Origin of the sequence: Azorhizobium doebereinerae UFLA1-100, from assembly GCF_000473085.1 — a bacterium.
Lineage (GTDB): Bacteria > Pseudomonadota > Alphaproteobacteria > Rhizobiales > Xanthobacteraceae > Azorhizobium > Azorhizobium doebereinerae.
Window position 1 is genome coordinate 114908 of the sequence record NZ_AXBA01000005.1, and the last position, 17690, is coordinate 132597.

A 17690-nucleotide genomic window follows, 5' to 3' on the forward strand; every position below is an offset into this window, starting at 1 on the left:
CCGCTCAGCGCAGCTTCAGCGTGGCGAGGCCGAGCAGGGCCAGCATCACGGCGACGATCCAGAAGCGGATCACCACCTGGCTCTCGGTCCAGCCGAGCTGCTCGAAATGGTGATGGATGGGCGCCATCTTGAACACCCGCTTGCCGGTGAGCCGGAACGACAGCACCTGCACGATCACCGATACCGCCTCCAGCACGAACAGGCCGCCGATCACCGCCAGCACGATCTCGTGCTTGGTGGCCACCGCGATGGTGCCGAGCAGGCCGCCCAGCGCCAGCGAGCCGGTGTCGCCCATGAAGATCTGCGCCGGCGGCGCGTTGAACCACAGGAAGCCGAGCCCAGCGCCGATGATGGCGCCGCAGATCACCGCCAACTCGCCAACGCCCGCCACGTAGTGAATCTGCAGATAGTCGGCGAAGACCACGTTGCCGGAGAGATAGGAGATCACGCCAAAGGAGCCGGCGGCGATCATCACCGGCACGATGGCGAGGCCGTCGAGGCCATCGGTGAGGTTCACCGCATTGCCCGCCGCGACGATGACGAAGGCGCCGAAGATCACGAAGAACCAGCCGAGATTGAGCAGCAGATCCTTGAAGAAGGGGAAGGAGACCGAGCTCGACAGGCCGCTGCGGCCCACCTGGATCATCGCCACCACGGCGATGCCGGCGACCAGCGCCTCGATGGCCAGCCGCGCCCTGCCGGAGAAGCCGGCATGGCTCTGGCGCGTCACCTTCAGATAGTCGTCATAGAAGCCGATCAGGCCGAAGCCGGTGGTGACGAACAGCACCACCCACACATAGGCGTTCGAGAGATTGGCCCACAGCAGCGTCGCCACGATGAGGCCGGAGAAGATCATCAGCCCGCCCATGGTGGGCGTGCCCTTCTTGGTCAAAAGGTGCGACTGCGGGCCGTCGGCGCGGATCGGCTGGCCCTTGCCCTGCTTCAGCCGCAGGGTGGAGATGATCGCCGGCCCGAACAGGAACACGAACAGCACCGCGGTGACGATGGCGCCCCCGGTGCGGAAGGTGATGTAGCGGAAGACATTGAAGGCGGGAAAGGTGTCGTGCAGCTGCGCGAGCCACTGGAGCATTGATCTATCCTTCGAGCAGCGCGTCGCCGGACACCCGGAAGCGGTCGCAGAGGGCTTTGACCAGCGGGCCCATGCGGCTGCCGTTCGAGCCCTTCACCATCAACGTGTCGCCGGCGCGGATCGCGGCGGAAATAAGCGGTTCGAGATGCGAGGCGTGGAGCGCGTAGCCGCCCCGGCGCGAGGAGGGCAGCGCCTCCCACAGCGCGTGCATCAGCGGCCCGGCGCAGAACACGGTATCGATCCTGGCGGCGTCCAGCGCGCCGGCCAGTTCGCGATGGTGCAGCGCGCCCTCGGGCCCCAGTTCCAGCATGTCGCCCAGCACGGCGATGCGCCGGCCGCGCGGCCCCACCGGCGTGCGGCTCAGCACGTCGATGGCCGCGCGCATGGAGGCGGGATTGGCGTTGTAGCTCTCGTCCAGCAGCGTGGCGCTGCCGCCGAGGACGGCGAGGTCCAGCGGCACGCCGCGCCCCGGCGGCGGGCGCAGATGGGCGAGCGAGACCGCCGCCAGCGCGAGGTCGGCGCCGATCAGGCTCGCCGCCGCCAGCACCGCCAGGGCGTTCTGCACGATGTGGCGGCCGGGCATGCCGATCTTGAAGGTCACCGGCGTGCCCAGAACCTGGGCCACCGCGATGGAGCAGCGCGGATGCAGCGCCACGTCCACCAGCCGCACGTCGCTTTGCGGATCGGCGCCGAACGAGACGATGCGCGCCACGCCCTTGGCGCGGGCACTCGCCGCGAGGCGCTCGAACAAAGGATTGTCCCGGTTCAGCACGGCGGCGCCGCCGGCTTCCAGGCCGTCGAAGATCTCCGCCTTGGCGTCGGCGATCGCCTCGATGCCGGAGAACGCCTCCATGTGGACGGCTTCCACGGTGGTGATGATCGCCACCTGCGGGCACACCAGGCGCACCAGCGGGGTGATCTCGCCGGGATGGTTCATGCCGATCTCGAACACGCCGTAGCGCGCCTCGCGCGGCAGCCGGGCGAGCGACAGCGGCACGCCCCAGTGATTGTTGTAGGACGCGGCAGAGGCATGGGTCGCGCCGTCCGCCTGGAGGGCGAGGCGCAGCGCTTCCTTGGTGGTGGTCTTGCCGACCGAGCCGGTGACCGCGACGATGCCCGCGTGCGAGCGCGCCCGGGCGGCCTTGGCGAAGTCGGTCAACGCCGCCAGCACGTCCGGCACCACCAGCATGGGGCCGTGCGGCAGCCCGTCGGCGCGGTCCGCCGCCACCACGGCGAAGGCGGCGCCGGCCGCGAACGCCCGCTCCACATAAGCGTGGCCGTCGCTGTTCTCGCCGGTGATGGCGAAAAAGGCGTCGCCGGGCGCCAGCGTCCGGGTGTCGATGGAGATGCCGGAGGCCGTGTTGATGAGGCCGCGGGCGGTCCCGCCCGTCGCCGCGAGGGCTTCGGCCGGGGTGAACAATGCGCGCGTCGTCATGCTCCCACCTCCCTCAAGGCGGCGAGAACGGCCGCGGTGTCCGAGAACGGATATGTCCGGTCGCCTATGATTTGGCCCGTTTCGTGACCTTTGCCAGCAACAAGGAGAACATCCCCAGGGGCAAGCATGCGCACGCCGGCCCGGATGGCCTCCTCGCGGGCGCCGATTTCCAGCGCGCCGGGGGCGGCGGCGAGGATCTCCGCCCGGATGGCGGCCGGGTCCTCGCTGCGCGGATTGTCGTCGGTCACGATCACCACATCGGCCTTGCGGGCGGCGATGGCGCCCATCAGCGGGCGCTTGCCCCGATCCCGGTCGCCGCCGCAGCCGAACAGCGCGATCAGCCGGCCGGGGGTGGCGGCGCGCAGGGTGTCGAGCACGGTCTCCAGCGCCTCCGGCTTGTGGGCATAGTCCACGAACACCGGCCGGGCCGGGTCGTCGCCGATCCGCTCCAGCCGCCCCGGCACGCCCGAGAGGCCGGCGAGCGCGGCGAGCGCGTCATCGAGCGGCACCCCGCCCGCGGCGACCAGGCACGCCGCCAGCAGCGCATTGTCAGCCTGGAACCGTCCGACCAGCGGCACCACCACGTCCGGCCGGTCGGCGAAGCGGATGCGCTGGCCGGTGCCCTGGGCGATCACGTCCGTCACCTTCAGGTCGCCGCCGGGGCCGATGGCGAAGGTCGGCAGGCCGCGGGTGCGGGCGTAGGCCAGCGTGGTCGCGCCATAGGGCGCGTCGAGCGCGGCCACGGCGGGCGCCGTATCCGGCAGCAGCTCGGTGAACAGCCGCAGCTTGGCGTGGTAGTAGGCTTCCACCGTCGGGTGGTAGTCCAGATGGTCCCGCCCGAGATTGGTGAAGCCGCCGGCGGAGAGCCGGACGCCGTCGAGCCGGCGCTGGTCGAGGCCGTGCGAGGAAGCTTCCAGCGCCATGTGGGTCACGCCGGCGCCGGCCAGCCGGTCGAGCGCCGCATGCAGGTCCGCCGGATCAGGAGAGGTGAGGCCGCCATAGGTGGACTGCCCCGGCGCGATCAGGCCGAGCGTGCCCATATAGGCTGCCTGGAAGCCGAGATGGGTCCAGATCTGGCGCAGGAACTCGGCGACCGAGGTCTTGCCGGCGGTGCCGGTGACGGCGACGACGGTCTCGGGCTGGCGGGCATGGAAGCGGGCGGCGGCCAGCGCCAGCGAGCGGCGCACGTCGAGCGAGAAGACCAGCGGCACCGCCATGTCCGGCGGCGCGCCTGTGGGCTCCATCAGCACGGCGGCGGCGCCCCGCGCCAGTGCGTCGGGCACGAAGCGGGCGCCATCGGCCTTCACCCCGGGCACCGCCACGAACAGCGTGCCCGGCAGGACCTTGCGGCTGTCGCTGGTGATGCCGCTGATGGCGCTCGCATGCCCTTCGCCCCGCTCCAGGCGGGCGTGACCGGCGATCAGTGCGACGAGATCCGCCATGGTGCCCTTCTGTGACCTTCTTTGATGGCTGACCGTCCCCCGGACGGGCCCGGCCCGCTGGGGCCGGATCAGCGCCGGTCCGCCACCTTCTGCCCGATGTCACGCAACATCTGATCCGAATTGAGCGGCGTCTGGCGCGGCGCGACGTTCAGCATCGGCGCGATGCGCTCCACGATCTTTCCGGCGGTCGGCGCCGCATTCCAGCCCGACGTGGCATAGCCGTGGGTCTCGGGCGTGGGCTGGGGCTCGTCCAGCATAACCAGCAGCAGATATTGCGGCTTCTCCATAGGGAACACCGCCGTGAAGGAAGTCAGCAGCTTGTTGTGCGCATAGCGGCCGTTGACCACTTTCTCGGCCGTGCCGGTCTTGGCGCCGACATTGTAGCCCGGAACGTTCGCGCTCTTGCCGGAGCCCTTCTCCACGTTGAGGCGCAGGAGGTAGCGCATCTTGTCGGAGGTTTCCGGCTTCAGCACACGGGTGGCCACCTGCATGGCCTCTTCCTCGCTGCGCTTCATGAAGGTCGGCGGGATCAGATAGCCGCCATTCACCATGGAATTGACCGCCATCACCGCCTGCAGCGGCGCGACGGCGATGCCGTGGCCGAAGGCGATCGTGGCTGAGTTCACCTCGCCCCAGCGACGCGGAACGATGGGCTCGGCGCTCTCGGGCAGCTCGGTCCGCAGCCGGTCGAGCTGGCCCATCTTGCGCAGGAACGCCTTGTGCGCCTCCACGCCGAGACTCAGCACCATCTTCGCGGTGCCGACGTTGGACGAATAGATGTAGATCTCCGGCACCGACAGCACCCGGCCTTCCGCATGGAAGTCGTGAATGGCGAAGCGGCCGAAGGACAGGGCGCCACGGGCGTCGAACGAACTGCCGAGGGTGACCTTCCCGGAATCCAGCGCCATGGCGAAGGACAGCGACTTGAAGGTCGAGCCCATCTCGAACACGCCGGTGGTCAGGCGGTTGAGGTGGGCGTTGTCGCGCGGGTCGCCGGACTGGTTGGGGTCGAAGTCGGGCAGCGAGACCATGGACACGACCTCGCCGGTGCGCACGTTGGTCACCAGCCCCATGGCCGCCTTGGCCTTGAACTTGTCCCGCGCCTTCAGGAGTTCGTCCCGCAGCGCGTGCTGGACGCGCGAATCCATCGCCAGCGCCACCGGCTCCTGCTGGCGGTCGGTGGCAAGGCCGGCGAGGTGCAGTTCGGCGAGGCCCCGGTTGTCGACATATTTCTCCAGCCCGGCAATGCCCTGGTTGTCCACGTTCACGTTGCCGAGCACGTGGGAGAAGGTGGGACCGTCGGGATAGATGCGGCGGTTCTCGCGCACGAAGCCGATGCCGGGAAAGCCGAGCCGGTAGATGGCCCGCTGCTGGGCCGGCGTGATCTCACGTTTCAGCCAGGCGAAGCCCTTGCCGGAGTTCAGCCGGGCGCGCACCTCGGCGACGTCCAGGTCCGGCAGCACCTTGAGCAGGCCTTCCAGCGTCTCGTCGGGATCGATCAGGCGCTTGGGCTCGGCGAACAGCGAGGGCGAGCGCACGTCGATGGCGATGACGTCGCCGTTGCGGTCCACGATGTCCGGGCGGGCCGAGGCCACCGCCTCCGAGCCGCCGCCGCGCGTGCCATTGGGATCGGAGGTCAGCGCCAGGATGGTGAGGCGGCCGGCGATGGCCACGAACACCAGCGAGAAGGCCAGGATGATCAGCTTGAGCCGCGCCCGCGCCACCGTCTCCTGGTCCACCCGGTCGAGCCCGAACAGGCCTCGGACGATGAAGATGGAGGCGTGGTAGGAGAACAGGACGAGGCCGATCGCCCGCATCACGAACCAGCGGCACAGCCGGTAGATGCGCAGCACGATCCACCGCAGGATGCCGTAGAACGCCATCCCCACCGCCCGCACCATGCGCCACAGCAGGTCCAACAGGAACAGGCCGGCGACGCCGCCCATGCGGCCGAGGACGCGCCCGGTGGCGGCGCCGGCCCGGCCGAGGAGGCGGCCGGCCTTGGCCAGCGGTGCGGGAATGGAAAACGAGGGGGTCATGGCATGGGCCTCGTTAATGCGTGCCGCCGAGCAGCCCGGGCGGCAGGAGCGCACCCAGAGCGGCGAAGGGATTGGTGGGAGCCTGGGGCGCCGGGGCGGCCTGGGGCTGGGGCGCCTCGCGCGGGGCGGCCTGCGCCATCGGCGCGGAGGCGCGGGGCGTGGCGGCGCTGGGAGCTGCGGGCTTCGGCTTCGCCGGGCTGGTCGGCGAGCGGAGCGAAGAGGATGCCGGCGGGGCCGAACTGCCGGAATTCGCGCGCTCGGACGGCACCGACTTGGCGCTGGTCGACGAGGTGGTGAGCGGCGCATCCACCAGCGCCTCGATCATCCCGCCGATGCCGTCACCGCCGGCCGCCGGCTTCTCCGGCAGGTCGTCGAGGGTGGAGATGTTGTCCGGGGAGAGCGGCTGCAGGTCGAGATGGCGCTGCACCAGCCCCTGCACATAGAGCGGCGCGGTGCGCCGGGCCCATTCCGCGCGCAGGACGGCGATCTGGTCGCGTTCGGTGCGGATCGCGGCGCGCAGGTGGGCGAGGCGTTCCGCCTCCGCCGTGGAAGCGTACTTCACCTGATAGACCACTGCGGCGGTCACGAGCAGCGCCAGAACCATCAACAGGTTGGCGATGCGGAACATTCAGTTTCGTCTCCGCCCTCGGCGTTGCGACAGGTCGGCGGGAAGCAGTCCCGCCAAGTCACCGTCCGGATGCGCCGGGGCTTCCGTGCGCTCGGCCGCGCGAAGCTTCGCGGACCTTGCACGCGGATTGCCTGCCACTTCCTCGGAGCCGGCCTCCACCATCCCCTTGGCCACGAGCCGGAAGGAGGGGGCCGGCCCCTCCGCTTGCGGCATATGACGCGAGGCGGACGGTGCCTTGCTCCGATGTGACAGAAAATTCTTAACGATCCGGTCTTCGAGCGAATGAAACGTCACCACCACCAGCCGGCCACCCGGCTTCAGCACCCGCTCGGCCGCCGCCAGGGCGCCCACAAGCTCCTGCAATTCCTCGTTTACGGCGATGCGCAGGGCCTGGAAGGTGCGGGTGGCGGGATGCATTTCGCCGGGCTTGGCCCAGACCACCTTCGAGACGATGTCGGCCAGCTGAAGGGTGCGGGTGATGGGCGATTCCGCCCGCGCGGCGACGATGGCCTTGGCGATCTGGCGCGAGAATCGCTCCTCGCCCAGGGTCCAGATCACATGGGCGAGTTCCACCTCGTCGAGGTCGGCCACGAGGTCGGCGGCGGAAGGGCCGTCATTGGCCATGCGCATGTCGAGCGGCCCGTCGCGGCGGAAGGAAAAGCCACGCTCGGCCTCGTCGAGCTGCATGGAGGAGACGCCGATGTCCAGCACCACGCCGTCGAGCGGGGCAAAGTCCATCTGCTGCGCCACGGTGCCGAGCTCGGAGAAGCGGTCCTGCACCAAAGTGAGCCGCCCGCCCGCATCCAGCACCAGGCCGGCGCCGCCGGCGATGGCGGTGGGGTCACGGTCGATGGCCAGCACGCGGCAGTCGGCGGCGGCGAGGATGGCGCGGGTGTAACCTCCCGCGCCGAAGGTGCCGTCCACATAGCGGCCGGCATCCTTCGGCGCGAGGTGCGCGAGAACTTCGGCAAGCATCACCGGAAGATGACGGGCCGGTCCGCCTGCGGCGTCGGTGGGCCCGACCCCGCGACCCGTCTTCATCCCGTGGTACTCCCCTCGTTCTCCTGTCCGGCTCCCAGGTCACGCCGCAGCTTGCGCACCTTCTCGCGGGCCTCTGCGAGATGGGCGCGAAAGCGCTCCGGTTCCCAGATCCGGAACTTGTGCCCGAGGCCCACGAACGTCACCTGATCGGCAATCGCGGCGTGGGCTTTCAGGCTGTCCGTCAGGACCGCCCGGCCTTCCGGGTCGATCCTCAGCATTTCCGTCGTGCCGTAGAGCGCCGCCGCCAGTTCCTCCCGCGCTTCCGAATAGGGCGGATAGCGGGCGATCAGGGCTTCGATCTCGGCCATCAGGCGATTGCCGCCCGCATCCAGCGCCGGTTCGGCGAGGCTGGGGTGGCAATGGAGAAGGTCCGTGCCGTCCTTCCCGAGGACGGTGCGATAGGGCGCGGGAATGGAGACCCGGCCCTTGGCGTCCAGGCGCATCGTGTAGGTGGACACGAAGCGGTCCATGACGCCCGTGGAACCCCCAGCGCAATAAGGAACCCCCACCTGCGGGACACCGCCGCCTCACACGGCCGGGACACGGCGAAACGCGCCAGCATCTCCGGATGGGTGATTTTGGGTTAACATGGGATATTATGGGCGTCAATGGATTCAGGCGGGGGCGACGCCCCTCCAGGCCCGCCACTTCCCGCCACGACAGCAAGACGGCGCGCTTGGCGCGGGGGACCCCTCCGGTGCGGGGTTTCGCCGCGCAAAATGGTGAACCCACGCGCAAGCTTAACGGCGCATTAACCCTAATCAGTCCTTAACTTAGGGACCGGGCCTTTCCATCGCCCAGGCGGCGGGACGGTTCGACGGGGGTGAATCACCGCAGGACGTCGGCACCGCCCGCGGTCCGGCGGAAGCGGATGCCGGACGCGGGCTTCGGCCACGGCCGGCACCGCGCCTGCAAACAGCCCCCTCGCGTTGCGTTATGGTTAACAATTTGTTGCGGCAGCGTTCTGCGTCTCTACTGTTGATGAGTGACCGGGTGGGGGGTTCGTGACTCTGGTGGGGATCATCGGCGGGGCCGGCGTGGGGTTTGCCCTGGGCGGCCCGCTCGGCGCATTGCTCGGCGGCCTTGCCGGACATGCGCTCCAACGCCTGCTTGCTCCCGCCCCGCGTCCCGCTGCCTTCTCAATCGCCCTCATCGCACTCTGCGCCAAGATGGCCAAGGCCGATGGCGTAGTCGTGCCGGTGGAAGTCGCCGCGTTCCGTGAAGTCTTCGATATTTCCCCCGAGGATCTTGCAGGAGTGGCTCGCGTGTTTGACCTAGCCAGCCAAGACACCGCCGGTTTTGAAGCCTACGCCCGACAGATCGGCGTGATGTTCGCCGACGAGCCGGACACCCGCGAAGACCTTCTCGACGCCCTGTTTCACGTGGCCAAGGCGGACCACGCACTGCATCCGGGCGAACTGGTCTTCATGCAGAAGGTCGCCGTCCTCCTCGGCTTCGATGGCCCGGCCTATGACCGGATCGAGGCCCGCCACGTGCGCCGGCCCGGCGACCCCTATGCGGTGCTGGACCTGCCCCACGACGCCACGGATGCCCAGATCAAGGCCCGCTGGCGCCAGCTGGTGCGCGAGCACCATCCCGACCGCCTTCTGTCGCGGGGCGTGCCGCCGGCGGCGATCAAGCTCGCCAACGACCGGGTGGTTGCGGTAAACGCGGCCTACGCCCGCATTCTCGAACACCGGGAGAAACGGTGAGTCCCGAGCCTTTGCCCTTCGCCCCAGACAGCGACCTCGTCAGCCTTCTCGCCCCCTCCCCCAACCACGGGGAGCGCAAGTCCGCCATCGACATGCTGGTGCTGCACTATACCGGCATGGAGAGCGCGGAAGCGGCCATCGACCTCCTGCGCGCGCCCACCGCCGAGGTCTCCTGCCACTACGTGGTGCTGGAGGACGGCAGCATCATCCAGATGGTGCCGGAGGCGCGGCGGGCGTGGCATGCGGGCGTGTCCTCCTGGGAAGGCAAGGACGACATCAATTCCCGCTCCATCGGCATCGAGATCGTCAATCCCGGCCATGAGCTCGGCTATCCGGATTTTCCCGAGCGCCAGCTCCGCTCGGTGGCGGCCTTGTGCCAGGACCTCATCGCCCGCCATGCCATCCGCGCCGACCGCGTGCTGGCCCACTCCGACGTCGCGCCGGGGCGCAAGCAGGATCCGGGCGAGAAATTCCCCTGGGAGTTCCTGCACCATGCCGGCGTCGGCCATCATGTGCACGAGGCACCGAAGGGCGGCGGGCGCTTCCTGATGATGGGCGACAGCGGCCAGCCCATCGCGGCCCTCCAGGCCATGCTGGCGCTCTACGGCTACGGCCTTGCGGTGACCGGCGTCTATGACGCGGCGACGCAGGACGTGGTCACCGCCTTCCAGCGCCATTTCCGCCGCTCGCAGGTGGACGGCGTGGCCGACGGCTCCACCATTCTCACCCTGCGCAACCTGATCGGCGCCCGCCCGCAGGACGGGGACGCGCCGGACCATGACCACGACGGCCATGGCCATGGCCATGGCGGCTGCGCGCACGGCTGAGGCCAGCCGCGCCAGGGGAAAAGCGGCGGGACGCTTGACGCCCGGCTCGCGAACCCCCATTGCAGGGCCACCAGCCGGCCGGGCGGCCGCGATGTTCGCATCGAGGAAAGTCCGGGCTCCACGGAGACACGGTGCCGGATAACGTCCGGCGGGGGCGACCCTAGGGAAAGTGCCACAGAAATCAGACCGCCCGTGCGTGCACGGGTAAGGGTGAAACGGTGGGGTAAGAGCCCACCGCGCGACCGGCAACGGAAGCGGCACGGTAAACCCCACCGGGAGCAAGGTCGAATAGGGACGGCACGGCCCGCGCAAGCGGTCCAATCCGGTCTTCGGATCGTCGTCCGGGTTGACTGCCAGAGGCGCCGGGTAACCGGCGTCCTAGAGGAATGGCCGCCACGCGGGAGCAATCCCGCCGTACAGAACCCGGCTTATAGGCCGGCTGGTAACTCTCCCCCGCCCGCGGGCGGCGCGCCCGCTCCGCCAACCATGCCGATGCGGTTCCTTAACGCGTCTGGGATAGAGCCCGCGACGCCGCGCGCCGCGACCGCCTGTCCGGTCCCGCTTCCGCTCGGCTGTCCGCACACTATCCTGGCCACCGTCGGTGGGAACGGCCGGCTGAACCTTTGGGGGGTTCTCATGTTGTCACGTCGATCCTGCCTGGCCGCGCTCGCCGGGCTCGCCGCTCCGGCCTTGCCGCGCCCGCTGTGGGCGCAGGCCGCCGCCACGCCGGCCGCCGCGTCCGCCTTGCCCATGAACGGTCGGCTCACCCATCTGGCCTATAGCGACCAGGGCGGCCGGCCCGACGGCGTGCAGGTGATGGTCAGCCGCAAGACGCTCTATGTGGGCCACATGTTCTCGAACGGCTTCACCGTCATGGACGTGGCCGACCCGGCCAAGCCGTCGCCAATCCAGTTCGTGGCCGCCCCGGCCAATACCCGCACCCACCATCTCCAGACCAATGGCGACCTGATGCTGCTGGCCTGCGGCGCCGACATCCCGACCATCGGCAAGTACAATCCGGGCGTCTCCTATTACCAGCAGTCGTTCGGCGGCAACATGGCGGGGAAGGCCGACTTCGCCGCCGGGCTGAAGATCTACGACATCTCCAGGCCCGCCGCCCCGCGCGAGATCGCCTTCCTCAACATCCCCGGCATCGGGGTGAACCGGCTATGGTACGCGGGCGGGCGCTATGCCTACGTCTCCGCCCATATGGACGGCTTCACCGACCATATCCTCGTCATCGTCGACATGCAGGAGCCGGCCAAGCCGGAGATCGTCGGCAGATGGTGGATCCCCGGCATGTGGAAGGAGGGCGGCGAGACCCCAAGCTGGAGCGGCAAGCGCGTCGCCCTGCACCACATGATCGTCGCCGGCGATACCGGCTATGCCGCCTGGCGCGACGGCGGCTTCACCATCCTCGACCTCGCCGACAAGACCAAGCCGAAGCTGGTCTCGCACGTGAACACCGCTCCGCCCTATCCGGGCGGCACCCACACGCCCCTGCCCCTGCCCGGCCGCAAGCTCGCGCTGGTCCTCGACGAAAGCTCCGGCTTCGCCTGCGCCAAGGGCCTCAGCTACACCTGGATCTACGACGTGCGCGCGCCGCAGAACCCGGTGTCCATCGCGACGCTGCCCACCCCCACGGACCAGCAGTTCTGCCGCACGGGGGAGAATTTCGGCCCGCACAACCTGCACGAGAACCGGCCAGAGACGTTCCAGAGCGAGGAGCTGATCTTCGCCACCTACCACAATGCCGGCCTCAGGGTGTTCGACATCCGCGACGCCTATGCCCCGCGCGAGGTGGCGCGCTTCGTGCCCCCGGCCCCGGCCCGCATCCTCGACCCCCGCCCCGGCAATGCGCTGGCTCCGCAGAGCTGCGACGTGAACGTGCAGGCGGACGGCATCGTCTATCTCAGCGACTGGAACGCCGGCCTGCACGTGCTGCGCTACGAGGGCTGAACCGGCCGCGGGGCGGGCGCACCCCGCCCCGCGCGCGCCTCAGCGCCAGCCCAGCGCCGGGGCCACGTGGGTGAGGATCGCCTCAATGACGTGCGCATTGTAGGCGACGCCGAGCTGGTTCGGCACGGTGAGGAGCAGCGTGTCGGCCTCCGCGACCGCCTCGTCCTTCTTCAGTTCCTCGATGAGCACGTCCGGCTCGGCGGCATAGCTGCGGCCGAAGATGGCGCGGGTCTTCTCGTCGATGAAGCCGATCTGGTCCTCGCCCTCGTTGCCGCGCCCGAAATAGGCGCGGTCGCGCTCGTCCACCAATGCGAAGATGCTGCGGCTGACCGACACCCGCGGCTCGTGCGCATGGCCGGCGGCGGCCCAGGCCGCGCGATAGGCGCGGATCTGCTTGGCCTGCTGGATGTGGAACGGCTCCCCGGTCTCGTCGTCCTTCAGCGTCGAGCTCTGCAAATTCATGCCCCGCTCCGCCGCCCAGGCGGCGGTGGCGTTGGAGCCCGCCCCCCACCAGATGCGCTCACGCAGCCCCTCGGCATGCGGCTCCAGGCGCAGCAGGCCGGGCGGGTTGGGGAACATGGGGCGGGGATTGGGCTGGGCGAACCCCTCGCCGCGCAGCACCTCCAGCAGCACCTCGGCGTGGCGGCGGCCCATGTCCGCGTCGCTCTGGCCCTCGGTGGGCTGGTAGCCGAAGTGGCGCCAGCCGTCGATCACCTGCTCGGGCGAGCCGCGGCTGATACCCAGTTGCAGGCGACCGCCGGAAATGAGGTCCGCCGCGCCGGCGTCCTCCGCCATGTACAGCGGGTTCTCGTAGCGCATGTCGATGACGGCGGTGCCGATCTCGATGCGGCGCGTCCGCGCGCCCACCGCGGCCAGCAGCGGGAAGGGAGAGGCGAGCTGGCGGGCGAAGTGATGCACGCGGAAATAGGCGCCGTCCGCGCCCAACTCCTCGGCGGCAACCGCGAGGTCGATGGATTGCAGCAGCGCATCGCCCGCCGAGCGGGTCTCGGAGCGGGACGAGGGCGTCCAGTGCCCGAAGGAGAGAAAGCCGATCTTTTTCAAGGGTCACACGGTGGTTCGTTGAAGTTGGCGGGACGCTACGCCGCAACGGCCGGCCGCGCCACTCACGGCCGCGTGGACGCCGCCGCCCTTAATCCCCCGTCAACCAAGCCTGCCCCATGGTGTCCGGCAAAGCCCGCCGGAGTATTCGTCTGATGATGTCGCGCGCCGACCGCACCGTGCTGAGCGAGTGGTGGTGGACGGTGGACCGCCTGCTGCTCGGCAGCCTGCTGGTCCTCATGATGGTGGGCATCGTGCTCTGCCTCGCCGCCTCCCCGCCGGTGGCGGCCCGCCTCGGCATCGCCGATCCGTTCCACTTCGTGGACCGGCAGGTGATGTTCCTGATCCCGGCCATCTTCGTACTGTTCGGCACCTCCTTCCTCCAGCCGCGCACCATCCGGCGCATCTGCGTGGTGGTGTTCGCGGTGTTCCTGGTGCTGCTGTTCGCCACCCTGGTGCTGGGCCCGGAAGTGAAGGGCGCGCGGCGCTGGCTCAACCTCGCCGGCGTCACCGTGCAGCCGTCCGAATTCCTCAAGCCCGCCTTCGTGGTATTGGCCGCGTGGCTGTTCTCGGAGAGCGGCAAGCGGCCGGAAATGCCGGCGCAGCTCCTCGCCATCGCCCTGCTCGGCTCGGTGCTGCTGCCGCTGGTGATGCAGCCGGATTTCGGCCAGACCACGCTGGTCTGTCTCGTCTGGGGCGCCCTGTTCTTCCTCGCCGGCCTGCGCTGGATCTGGATGGTGGGCCTCGCCGGCGCCGGCGCCAGCGGACTGCTCATCGCCTACAAGTTCGTGCCGCACGTCACCAAGCGCATCGACCGCTTCCTCGATCCGGCCTCCGGCGACACCTATCAGGTGGATACCGCGCTGGAGAGCTTCCGCCATGGCGGCTGGCTGGGCCAGGGGCCGGGCGAGGGCACGGTGAAGCGCATCCTGCCCGACGGCCACACCGATTTCGTGTTCGCCGTGGCGGCGGAGGAATTCGGCATCATCCTGTGCCTCATCCTGCTGGCGCTGTTCGCCTTCATCATCCTGCGCAGCCTCAACCGGGCGCTGAAGGAGCAGGACCCGTTCTCCCGCTTCGCCGCCACCGGCCTTGCCATGCTGTTCGGCCTGCAAGCCTCCATCAACATGGCGGTGAACGTCCACCTCATGCCGGCCAAGGGCATGACGCTGCCGTTCATCTCCTACGGCGGCTCCTCGCTGATCTCGCTGGCCTTCGGCATGGGCATGCTGCTGGCCCTCTCGCGCAGCCGGCCCGGCGCGGCGGCCATGGCGGCGCTGAGCGAGCCGATGCAACCGCCCAAGAGCGGCGTCCTCGCCACGCCCGTCGAAATCCCCCACGCCGAAGCCGCGTAAGGAGAGCCGGTGAGCCGCCTGATCCTGCTCGCCGCCGGGGGCACCGGCGGCCATTTGTTCCCCGCCGAGGCGCTGGCCGCCGCGCTGAACCGGCGGGGCTTCATCATCGACCTCGCCACCGATTCCCGCGCCGCCCGCTATGCCGGCCATTTCCCGGCGCGCCAGCTGCATGTGCTCTCCGCCGACACCGTGCGCGGCCGTTCCCCCATCGCGCTGGCCAAGACCGCGCTGGCCTTGGGCGGGGGCTTCCTGTCCGCGCTCCTGCTGCTGCGCCGGGTGAAGCCGGCGGTGGTGGTCGGTTTCGGCGGCTATCCCACGGTGCCGCCGGTGTTCGCCGCCACCGTGCTCGGCGTGCCCAGCCTGGTGCATGAGGCCAACGGCGTCATGGGCCGCGCCAACCGCCTGCTGGCGGGCCGAGTGAAGGCCATCGCCACCGGCTTTCCCGGCATCCTGGACCAGGACCCGCGCCTCGCCCCCAAGGCGGTATGGACCGGCAACCCGCTGCGCCCCGCCGTGCTGGAGGTGGCCCACCTCCCCTACGTGCCGCCCGTCGCAGGCGGGCCGCTGAACCTGCTGGTGTTCGGCGGCAGCCAGGGCGCGCGGGTGATGTCGGACGTGGTGCCGGACGGGCTCGCCGCCCTCGATTCGGACCTCAGGGCCCGGCTCAGGGTGGTGCAGCAGGCCCGTGCGGAAGACCTCGACCGCGTGCAGGGCACCTATGCAAAGGCGGGCATCTCCGCCGAGGTGGCGCCCTTCTTCCAGGACCTGCCGGCCCGCATGGCGGCGGCGCAACTCGTCGTTTCCCGCTCCGGCGCATCCACCGTGGCGGAACTCGCCGCCCTAGGCCGGCCCAGCCTTCTCGTGCCCCTGCCGGGGGCCATCGACCAGGACCAGGCGGCCAATGCCAGGGCGCTGGCCGCCACCGGCGGGGCGCTGCCCATCCCTCAGGCCGAATTCACGCCCGAGCGCGTGGCACGCGAGATCACGCGGCTGGCCGCGACGCCGGAAACATTGACGCAGATGGCGGATGCCGCCAAAAGCGCCGGCGTGCTGGATGCGGCCGAACGCCTGGCGGATCTCGTGGCGCGCCTCGCCGGCGGCGCCTGAACATCACCCGCGCGGCATCGGTCGGGGACCGACGCCGCCGGTCTCATGGTGGATTGAACAGATGAAGCTTCCCGAGGCGCTCGGCTCCATTCATTTCGTCGGCATCGGCGGCATCGGCATGAGCGGCATCGCGGAGGTGCTGCACAATCTGGGCTATACGGTCCAGGGCTCGGACGTATCCGAGAGCGCCAACGTCAAGCGCCTGCGCGACAACGGCATTGCCGTGACTGTCGGCCACAAGGCGGAGAATATCGACGGCGCCGAGGTGGTGGTGGTGTCCTCCGCCATCAAGCGCGACAATCCCGAGCTTCTGGCCGCCCGCGCCAAGCGCCTGCCGGTGGTGCGCCGGGCCGAGATGCTGGCCGAGCTGATGCGCCTGAAGAGCTGCGTCGCCATCGCCGGCACCCACGGCAAGACCACCACCACCTCGCTGGTGGCGACCCTGCTGGACAAGGGCGGCTTCGACCCCACCGTCATCAACGGCGGCATCATCAATGCCTATGGCACCAACGCGCGCCTGGGCGGCGGCGACTGGATGGTGGTGGAGGCGGACGAGAGCGACGGCACCTTCCTGAAGCTGCCGGCGGAAGTGGCCATCGTCACCAATATCGACCCCGAGCATCTCGACCACTTCAAGACCTTTGAGCGGGTGCAGGAGGCGTTCCGCGCCTTCGTGGAGAACGTGCCTTTCTATGGCTTCGCGGTGATGTGCACCGACCATCCGGTGGTGCAGGCCCTGGTCGGGCGCATCGAGGACCGGCGCATCATCACCTATGGCGAGAACCCGCAGGCGGACGTGCGCCTGGTGGACGTGGACCTGCGCGGCGGCATCACCCGCTTCGGCGTGGTGTTCCGCGACCGCGCCGGCACCAGCGAGCACCGCATCGACGGCCTCAAGCTGCCCATGCCCGGCAAGCACAACGCACTGAACGCCACCGCCGCCATCGCGGTCGCCCGCGAGCTGCGCGTGCCGGACGCGCGGATCATCGAGGCCATCGGCGGCTTCGGCGGGGTGAAGCGGCGCTTCACCCGCACCGGCGACTGGAAGGGCGTGACCATCTTCGACGACTACGGCCACCATCCGGTGGAGATTTCCGCCGTGCTGCGCGCCGCCCGCGCCGCCACCGAGGGGCAGGTGATCGCCGTGGTGCAGCCGCACCGCTACACCCGCCTCGCCTCGCTGTTCGACGAATTCTGCACCTGCTTCAACGACGCCGACCACGTGATCGTCGCGCCCGTCTATGCGGCGGGTGAAAGCCCGGTACCGGGCGCCGACAGCGAGCACCTCGTCCAGGGCCTGCGCGCCCGCGGCCACCGCTCGGTCACCGCCCTGCCCGGCCCGGAGGCGCTGGCCGGCATCGTGGCCGGCCTCGCCAAGCCGGGCGACTACGTCATCTGCCTCGGCGCCGGCACCATCTCGCAATGGGCCTATGCCCTGCCGGGAGAGCTGGAGAAGCTGGAAGGCTGAGGCGCGCATGAGGGTGGATGTGCTATCGTTTATCCATGTCCATCTCGCGCGGAGAGTTGATCGAGGCCCTCGCCGCCCTTGAACCGCAGTTGCGCTCCGAGGGCGTGACCGGGCTTGCCTTGTTCGGCTCGCGGGCGCGCGGCGATCACCGCGCCGACAGCGACGTGGACGTGGCCATCGACGTCGAGGCGGGTTCGCGCTTCTCCCTGATTACCTTGGCGGGTGTTGCCCGACAGATCGAGGCGCGCGTTGGCGTGCCGGCAAACATCTTCATGCGGCGCAGCCTGGACGAAAGCTTCCGGCACACCTTGGCGCGCGACGGCATCAAGGTGTTCGGCTAATGGTCCGTCGTGCCGTTTTCCGACTCCATGACATGCGCGACAGTATCCGTGAGATTCGGCGCTTCTGGATGGCGTGACCTTCGATGCGATGTATGCTGATCGCGCCACCCGGGCGGCATTCGAGAGGTTTCTGGAAATCCTGAGCGAAGCTTCCCGCCACGTGCTTCCGATTGGAAAGAGGCCGTGG

Annotated in this window: 15 protein-coding genes and 1 other RNA gene; 8 read left to right on the forward strand and 8 right to left on the reverse strand. The window is 69.6% G+C overall.

The window, feature by feature from the left end; genetic code table 11:
- Positions 1-4: 4 nt before the first annotated feature.
- From mraY to YU1_RS0106885, 7 genes are all read right to left on the reverse strand, one after another.
- Positions 5-1090 carry a phospho-N-acetylmuramoyl-pentapeptide-transferase gene (mraY, locus tag YU1_RS0106855; protein ID WP_029003439.1) on the reverse strand — a complete coding sequence of 362 codons (1086 nt, stop codon included), beginning with the start codon at positions 1088-1090 and terminating at the stop codon, positions 5-7.
- Between the two features lie 4 nt (positions 1091-1094).
- A complete protein-coding gene (locus YU1_RS0106860; protein ID WP_029003440.1) occupies positions 1095-2525 on the reverse strand; it encodes a UDP-N-acetylmuramoylalanyl-D-glutamyl-2,6-diaminopimelate--D-alanyl-D-alanine ligase in 1431 nt (476 codons plus the stop codon).
- Positions 2522-3967 (reverse strand): UDP-N-acetylmuramoyl-L-alanyl-D-glutamate--2,6-diaminopimelate ligase, encoded by a 1446-nt coding sequence (locus YU1_RS0106865; protein ID WP_029003441.1) that lies wholly within the window; start codon positions 3965-3967, stop codon positions 2522-2524. Before YU1_RS0106865 ends, YU1_RS0106860 begins: the two co-directional genes overlap by 4 nt.
- Positions 3968-4035: 68 nt before the next feature.
- Positions 4036-5784, reverse strand: coding sequence for a peptidoglycan D,D-transpeptidase FtsI family protein (locus YU1_RS0106870; RefSeq protein ID WP_051356594.1), 1749 nt, complete (start codon positions 5782-5784; stop codon positions 4036-4038).
- Positions 5785-6019: 235 nt separating this feature from the next.
- Complete coding sequence (gene ftsL / locus YU1_RS0106875) at positions 6020-6634, reverse strand: cell division protein FtsL (protein WP_029003443.1); 615 nt, start codon at positions 6632-6634, stop codon at positions 6020-6022.
- Positions 6635-7675, reverse strand: coding sequence for a 16S rRNA (cytosine(1402)-N(4))-methyltransferase RsmH (rsmH, locus tag YU1_RS0106880; RefSeq protein WP_029003444.1), 1041 nt, complete (start codon positions 7673-7675; stop codon positions 6635-6637).
- Complete coding sequence (locus YU1_RS0106885; RefSeq protein WP_029003445.1) at positions 7672-8145, reverse strand: division/cell wall cluster transcriptional repressor MraZ; 474 nt, start codon at positions 8143-8145, stop codon at positions 7672-7674. Before YU1_RS0106885 ends, rsmH begins: the two co-directional genes overlap by 4 nt.
- A 534-nt stretch (positions 8146-8679) precedes the next feature.
- Between YU1_RS0106885 and YU1_RS0106890 the strand changes: the two genes are divergently transcribed.
- From YU1_RS0106890 to YU1_RS0106900, 4 genes are all read left to right on the forward strand, one after another.
- Positions 8680-9387 (forward strand): molecular chaperone DjiA, encoded by a 708-nt coding sequence (locus YU1_RS0106890; protein ID WP_029003446.1) that lies wholly within the window; start codon positions 8680-8682, stop codon positions 9385-9387.
- Positions 9388-9398: 11 nt separating this feature from the next.
- Positions 9399-10214, forward strand: coding sequence for an N-acetylmuramoyl-L-alanine amidase (locus YU1_RS28330; RefSeq protein ID WP_051356582.1), 816 nt, complete (start codon positions 9399-9401; stop codon positions 10212-10214).
- Positions 10215-10284: 70 nt separating this feature from the next.
- Positions 10285-10661: RNase P RNA component class A (gene rnpB / locus YU1_RS31825), an RNA gene on the forward strand.
- 189 nt (positions 10662-10850) lie between these two features.
- On the forward strand, positions 10851-12173 hold the full coding sequence (locus YU1_RS0106900; protein WP_084539710.1) for an LVIVD repeat-containing protein: 1323 nt from the start codon (positions 10851-10853) through the stop codon (positions 12171-12173).
- 39 nt (positions 12174-12212) lie between these two features.
- Here the strand turns inward: YU1_RS0106900 and YU1_RS0106905 are convergent, their stop codons facing one another.
- Positions 12213-13235: an LLM class flavin-dependent oxidoreductase gene (locus YU1_RS0106905; protein ID WP_029003448.1), complete on the reverse strand. Its 1023-nt coding sequence runs from the start codon at positions 13233-13235 to the stop codon at positions 12213-12215.
- A gap of 152 nt (positions 13236-13387) precedes the next feature.
- Between YU1_RS0106905 and ftsW the strand changes: the two genes are divergently transcribed.
- From ftsW to YU1_RS0106925, 4 genes are all read left to right on the forward strand, one after another.
- Positions 13388-14587, forward strand: coding sequence for a putative lipid II flippase FtsW (gene ftsW, locus YU1_RS28335; RefSeq protein WP_051356583.1), 1200 nt, complete (start codon positions 13388-13390; stop codon positions 14585-14587).
- Positions 14588-14596: 9 nt separating this feature from the next.
- Complete coding sequence (gene murG / locus YU1_RS0106915) at positions 14597-15694, forward strand: undecaprenyldiphospho-muramoylpentapeptide beta-N-acetylglucosaminyltransferase (RefSeq protein ID WP_029003449.1); 1098 nt, start codon at positions 14597-14599, stop codon at positions 15692-15694.
- 61 nt (positions 15695-15755) lie between these two features.
- On the forward strand, positions 15756-17162 hold the full coding sequence (gene murC / locus YU1_RS0106920; RefSeq protein ID WP_029003450.1) for a UDP-N-acetylmuramate--L-alanine ligase: 1407 nt from the start codon (positions 15756-15758) through the stop codon (positions 17160-17162).
- Between the two features lie 35 nt (positions 17163-17197).
- Entirely contained in the window at positions 17198-17503 is a 306-nt protein-coding gene (locus tag YU1_RS0106925; RefSeq protein WP_035714252.1) for a nucleotidyltransferase family protein, read from the forward strand.
- The last annotated feature ends 187 nt before the right edge of the window (positions 17504-17690 follow it).